Genomic DNA, 6,157 nt, shown 5'->3' on the forward strand with positions numbered 1-6,157 from the left:
CGATTAAAGCTCGTGGGCGCCTTGGGCCCACAACTGGCGGCTCCCCATCGACACCGCGCTGGCTCCCGCCCGCAGCGCCGTCTCGATCTCCGACTGCTCCCGGATCAGGCCGCCGACGATAATCGGCACCGAGACTGCGGCGCGAAGCTCCGAGATGACCCGGGGAATAAGCCCGGGCATAATCTCGACAGCGTCCGGCTCGCTCTGCCGGATGTTATGGATGCCTTGCTCCAATGCGGAAGTGTCGATGATGAACAGGCGCTGTATGGCGAGCATTCCGTACTTCTTGGCGTTCTTGACAAAATGGCTCTTCGTCGAGATGATGCCGTCGGGCTTGATCCGTTCGGCCACGAACTTCATCGCCACCGGGTCCCCGCCCAATCCGGCGATAAAGTCGACGTGCAGGAATACTTTCTTGCCGGCGCTCTTCGCCCGGGCTACATAATCTTCTGCCGTAAACAAATCGCCGATCAGCAGAAACACGACCGGCCAATCCACGCCCAGCGCGGCCGGCAGATGCTCCGGCTTGCGCACGGCGGCGACGCGCTTATCCGGTCCAAACTCAAGTTGCGGCTCCCTCGGCATGCGAGTTCCTCCTCGTCGATCCACCTTTCTCTCCACCATATCAGATGAATGTCAGCGAGGTGTTAACTGGCGGTTATTTGCCGATCCTTTCTACTTCGCCGCTGAGGTAGCGGAGCTCCTCCTCCGCCTCATGACCTGGCAAGTTTCCCGAAAGATACTTCCAAGTAGGTAGACTGCCCTCGTCCGACTCGCCCGATAACGCAAAGAGACACGACCATAGAATGGCCGTGTCTCTTTGCTGCGTAAAGCTTACTCCGTCGTGTATGGCAGAAGAGCCATTTGACGAGCGCGCTTGATCGCAACCGTCAACATGCGTTGGTATTTCGCTTTCGTGCCCGTCACGCGGCGAGGCAAGATTTTGCCGCGCTCGCTGATGAACTTGCGAAGAAGATCCAACTCTTTGTAGTCGACGTGCGTGATTTTATTTACGGTGAAGTAGCAAACCTTCTTGCGCTTGTTGCGTCCGCCGCGGCGGAACTTGCGCGGCTCGCGTTGTTCGCGATCGCCGCCTGGGCGGCCACCTTGCGCTGGGCGCTCTTCACGTGCTTGTGGTTGTGCTTGTTGTTCGCTCATTTGTTCTCCGTCCTTTCCAGTTAAAATGGCAATATTGAAGAACGTACACTGTGTAATTCCCCGATACCCCTTGTTCTAATTGAGTTTTTATTGATTACACACACGTCGCTGTGTAAATCGTGAATTCACTTTTCTTAAATTACCACAAATACATCTAAAAATCAAATGTTTAATCGGGCCACGTTCCGCCTCGATAATTGTACGTACTTATACAACATCCTCGGTGTATATACTAATGGTGGGGTACAGTCCCCTCCTTGCATTTAGAGCAAATAGGCTACCACGATTGTTAGTTATGGTAGTCTATTTGTCTCTCCAGAACTAAACAGGCAGAAATTTAAACGTTCCCAGACGAAAGATGTATATGTAATTTTTGTACTAAGCCCTCGTTGTCCTGTTATTTTTCATACTATACGCTAACTTTCCGTAGACGGTTTCCTGTTTTTCATCCTCTCCTTCAGCGATACTTTAATGCGATAAAAGCTGTCGGCGCCAGCGCCTTGGTAGCCTGTACGAGAAGTGATACAGCGACTCTAATGGTATCCTTCGCATATGCGGGTGGCGGCATCGGTTAGTTCGTCGTCGGTATGAGCGGCCGACAGAGAAAAGTGGACTGCGCGCCGTCCCGGCGGGCAAGCCGGTTATCAATCATACCACGCCCTGGCCAAAGAAGGCTTTGAACACGTCGCAAAAAATACGAATTAGCCGCGAGATGAAGGACGAAGTGTACAATCTGCTTTTTCCTAGCACCAAAATCCCTAATCAGATAGGCGAAAAAAATCCCCGCCTATGAAGGCAGGATCCTCATTCAATTTACTCTGGACATTTGGAAAAATTCGCTAAACCATATCGCTAAATTCTTCGAAAAATCCGCTAAACGGGTCTTCCTTGCTCAACATCCCTCACGTATCGGTTCACGTGTTCCACAAAATCGGGGTTCGTGGTACATACACATTTTTAATGGTCAGATCCTCGCCTCTTGCTGGGCAATTCGGCATGGTTCAACAATTCAAGTTTCACGGGAGTGAAATTCCTTTTTGCAACCAGAAAAGCGATGGACAAATGTCCGCCGCTAAAAGCTTACCCTGTTTTCTTTGCAAATAGTCGTAAATGCCGCGCAAGAGGCAGCATGCCGAACGTGACTTGCACCTCTGCCTCGCCCAGCGCCTTCAGCATCCCGGGCAAACCAGCGCGCCTTGGCTTGGATGGTTTTGGGGTATACGCATCGTCAAGTGAAAAAACGACCGCCTTCTTTTTAAAGAATACGATCGTTTTCACTTGCTGTTTTATTGATATTGCCGTGGCTGCAAATTCTGATTCTGCCAGCTCTGAGCCGTTGGCCAGCCCGCACTCTGCAAGCCGGGTTGTTGTTGCGCTGTTTGTTGAAGCTGAGAACAAATTTGCATCGCCTGCTGCATCTGCTGTATGGCAGTTTGATGTCCTTGCAGAACAAATTGAATGGTTTGAACCGCTTGACGTTCTTTCTGGGCCAGCTGATCCAGTTGGGCGGCGTTTTGCTGCTCCTGTTGCAACATTTGCTGATACATGTTGCTCGATTGCTGCGTTTGCTGGATCAACTGTTGAATAATCTGCGCGCATTGGCTTGCTTGCTGTGAAAGGTTTTGTTGATACACGATCATTGACCTCCTTCAATATGGTAGGACTTCGTCCCCCAAAGGTTATTTTGTGCAAGCGCCCATTTTTCATGTAACGCCTATATTGTGATCTCACACTTCATTTTAATGAAACTGCACATCAATTTGCCGTTGGGTATCGGCTTTTAATTTCGGCATTCGAACTTCAAGGACACCGCTGCGATACGTTGCTGTCGTTCCTTCCGTTTGAACGCGTGATGGCAAAGACACCGACCGTTGGAATCGTCCGACAAACCGTTCTTTGCGATGTATTTGTTCCTGTTTCACTTCATTCGCTTGCTTTATGGTCCCACTAATTGTAAGCATGTTTTCATCCACATCGATATGAAGGTCTTCTTTTTTATCCAAACCAGGGATTTCACAAGAAGCAATCACTTCATGTTCATTCTCAAATACATCAATACGAGGGGTTGCAAATCCTAGACGCGCGCCGATTTCCGGAAGACCTTCGTTAAAAATTTTTTCCAAATCCCTTCTCCATAGATCGGTATTGCGAAACGAATCCCAAGGAATGAGCGGCATGTAATTTCCTCCATTGTCATCATTTTTTCAAGCTTTATTTTGTACTCTTCGGGAAATATTATTCTTTGCTACACTGCATTGTTGAATTGAAATATGCTTTTTTGGGTCGCGACTCCCGGCAAGAGCCCCTGAAAAAATTGTTGAGAGTTTGTTTACCGCAATGTTACCGACACATTTAAACTGTTCCCTTAAATGCGGGTAATTGAACAATAACGTTTGTGCCTAGATCAGAGCTATCGATTTTCAAAGAGCCTCCCATTTTTTCGATCATAACTTGACTAAAACTGAGCCCAAATCCAATGGCGTCCTGTTTACTTGTAATAAACGGTAGGATGATTCGGGACTGCAGATCTTTTGGAATTCCTGCTCCTTGATCGCGAACAATGATGTGGATGTGATTATCCGTAATGTTAATTCGGAGCGTTAAGACAGAACCTGGGGGACTTGCATCTAATGCATTGTTAATGATTTCTTGCAGCGCCGCTCGCAGCAACTTGGGGTGTCCAAACACAAAACCGTTTTGCTCCGGAAATTCCAGAGCGAAACGTACTGTTTTCTCCAATGCTTGGACCTGTATATCTGGAATCCATTCTTGCATAAATGAAAGAAGAGAAATAGGAACAAATTTCCATTCGAAAGGTTTTCCAAAGAGCAAAAATCGCTGCAACGCTTTGTCGATCGTCTGAATTTGCTCATCAAGCAGTTTAAAGTATCCGGCCAATTTCTGATGAGGTGGAGATGCCGCGAATTGTAAAACGGAAACATGATCCTTCAAACTTTTTTCCAGAAGTTGAAGCGTCCCTTTGATTACCGTTAAAGGATTTAGAATGATATTGGCTGTGCCCGCCGCCATATGCACAATGGTTTCCCTTCTTTCTTTCTCGCATTGTATTTTCACGTACTGTTGAAAATCTTGGATATCGGCCATCAGAACAAAACATTCCCCTTTTAGCTGCGGGTATACATAGGTGATCATGGATCGTACTTTGCCATCTAACCTCTCTTGCACGAGTACTCCCGAGTAATTCTTTTTATCCTGCAGTACTTGCCCCACGATCGATTGTAATGCCGAGTGTTCAGGGAATTCTTCTCCGGAGGTTACTGTGTACCAGGTATTCATGGTTGTATTTAAAAATAAAATTTTGGCTTCTGAATCGACGATAGCCAGTCCAATATCCATTTGATCTGAATTCATGAGGAACTCTACGATTTGCCTCATCACCATTAACTTCCTTCCCGGCCACTTATCGTGTGCAGAACTACAGTAAAAAAGCCAGCTAATTTCTCGTCACGAAGTGGAACCCGATTTCTAAGATTATACCTATAAGCCGTTACAGAGCGATGGGAAAGGATACGGTAAAAGTTGTACCTTCGCCAACCTCGCTTGCAACCTCAATATTCGCATTGTGATACTCTGCAATCTGATAACAAATGGATAGCCCGAGACCTGTCCCTGTCTCTTTCTGTGTAAAAAAAGGTTGTCCGATCTTTTGCAACAATTCTTGCGGAATTCCAACACCATTATCCCTTATGCTTACTTTAACCCATTCATCGCATTGCACTTGTTCGATCCAGACGGTTCCCCCTTCAGGCATCGCTTCAATGGCATTCTTAATCAAATTAATAAATAACTGTTTGATTTTATTTCCATCGCACCGGATCTGCACGGGTTCCTTGGTTGGATGAGAGTGAATTTCTACATTATGTAATGTGGCCTGCGTCTGAAGTAGCACGACGATATCCTGAATCAGTTTAGAAAGATCATGCTGTGTCATGTTCATCTCTTGCGGTTTGGCTAAAGCCAGTAGTTCATTTAGAATAAGTTCGATACGAGTTAATTCTTCCTTCATAATATCGTAGTACCTACTTCCTTTTTCTTTGCCGGCGCTTAACAATTGCAGAAATCCTTTCAGCGCGGTAAGCGGGTTTCGAATTTCATGCGCAATTCCCGCGGCCATTTGACCCGCTATGGATATTTTGTCTGCCTGATGAGCAGATTGCTTGGCTGCATCAAATTCGGTAATATCATGCATGACACAAATGCCGCCCACAATTTTATTTTGAACAATGATCGGCTTCCCATGACAGAGAATGAGGCGATGCTCGCCATTCGACTTTTTAACCACCATTTCTAATTCCCGGAAACTTTCGCCTCGATACGCCCGATAAAGTGGGACGCGTTCCTTGCTCAACAGCGTTTTTCCATCTGTTTGATACAATCCGTATACAGAACTCCAGTGTTCGGGCGAAAGAGGTATCTTTACAAAGTCGTGCAATTGTCTTGCGGCTCTATTCATACTTGTCAATATCCCATTTTCATCACAAATCACAACGCCGACATCCATTGTTTCTACAATATCACTCATGACACGTTCTTGAGTAGCTAGGACGTCTTCCAGCGTCTTTCGGCTCGTTATATCCCGAAAAACCTTTACTATCTCACGAACATTGCCCGAATCGTACCGCAGCGTGTTGCTTACGACCTCCACCCAAACAGAGGAGCCGTCTCTTCGACGTAATCGTAAAATGTTGCTATAACCGTCTTCATTCATCCACTCTTGCGAGCCCAATTTTTCTATATCGGGAGGATAGGGGTATCGCCAACATTTTAACGAATTTATACGCTAAGCTCATTCTTAGCTTTGACAATATATATTCACATATGTAGCCCTATTGAGTCATTCTTTCTATGTGATAAATATCAGTAGCGTTGCATTAAATCTCACATCGAAATGTGTCGGGTATTACCCGTCTAAATTGTGCTAAATATGTAAAATATAAGTCGTGCACAATAGAAAAAATCTCCTAAAATTAGAGGTACA

6 protein-coding genes are annotated in these 6,157 nt (G+C 46.2%); all 6 read right to left on the reverse strand.

From position 1 onward, the window contains the following. Positions 1–3: 3 nt before the first annotated feature. Positions 4–585: a glycerol-3-phosphate responsive antiterminator gene (locus ACESLM_RS07495; RefSeq protein ID WP_372630931.1), complete on the reverse strand. Its 582-nt coding sequence runs from the start codon at positions 583–585 to the stop codon at positions 4–6. 249 nt (positions 586–834) lie between these two features. Next, positions 835–1,158 carry a 30S ribosomal protein S18 gene (gene rpsR / locus ACESLM_RS07500; protein WP_094047191.1) on the reverse strand — a complete coding sequence of 108 codons (324 nt, stop codon included), beginning with the start codon at positions 1,156–1,158 and terminating at the stop codon, positions 835–837. Between the two features lie 1,286 nt (positions 1,159–2,444). After that, a complete protein-coding gene (locus tag ACESLM_RS07505) occupies positions 2,445–2,792 on the reverse strand; it encodes a hypothetical protein (RefSeq protein WP_128630790.1) in 348 nt (115 codons plus the stop codon). Between the two features lie 105 nt (positions 2,793–2,897). Next, the gene (locus ACESLM_RS07510; RefSeq protein ID WP_005836070.1) at positions 2,898–3,335 is read right to left on the reverse strand and encodes an Hsp20/alpha crystallin family protein; all 438 of its coding nucleotides are present in this window, start codon (positions 3,333–3,335) and stop codon (positions 2,898–2,900) included. Positions 3,336–3,510: 175 nt separating this feature from the next. Continuing rightward, positions 3,511–4,554 (reverse strand): ATP-binding protein, encoded by a 1,044-nt coding sequence (locus tag ACESLM_RS07515; protein WP_372630932.1) that lies wholly within the window; start codon positions 4,552–4,554, stop codon positions 3,511–3,513. Positions 4,555–4,666: 112 nt separating this feature from the next. Then, positions 4,667–5,887, reverse strand: coding sequence for an ATP-binding protein (locus ACESLM_RS07520; protein ID WP_372630933.1), 1,221 nt, complete (start codon positions 5,885–5,887; stop codon positions 4,667–4,669). Positions 5,888–6,157 lie beyond the last annotated feature (270 nt).

It is taken from the genome of Cohnella sp. (genome assembly GCF_041641335.1).
GTDB lineage: Bacteria > Bacillota > Bacilli > Paenibacillales > Paenibacillaceae > Cohnella.

What these genes read in the sequence shown, in the direction of transcription:
- ACESLM_RS07510 (WP_005836070.1), bottom strand. Translation starts at nt 3,335, where the DNA reads ATGCCGCTCATTCCTTGGGATTCGTTTCGCAATACCGATCTATGGAGA.
- rpsR (WP_094047191.1), bottom strand. Translation starts at nt 1,158, where the DNA reads ATGAGCGAACAACAAGCACAACCACAAGCACGTGAAGAGCGCCCAGCG.
- ACESLM_RS07515 (WP_372630932.1), bottom strand. Translation starts at nt 4,554, where the DNA reads ATGAGGCAAATCGTAGAGTTCCTCATGAATTCAGATCAAATGGATATT.
- ACESLM_RS07520 (WP_372630933.1), bottom strand. Translation starts at nt 5,887, where the DNA reads ATGAATGAAGACGGTTATAGCAACATTTTACGATTACGTCGAAGAGAC.
- ACESLM_RS07495 (WP_372630931.1), bottom strand. Translation starts at nt 585, where the DNA reads ATGCCGAGGGAGCCGCAACTTGAGTTTGGACCGGATAAGCGCGTCGCC.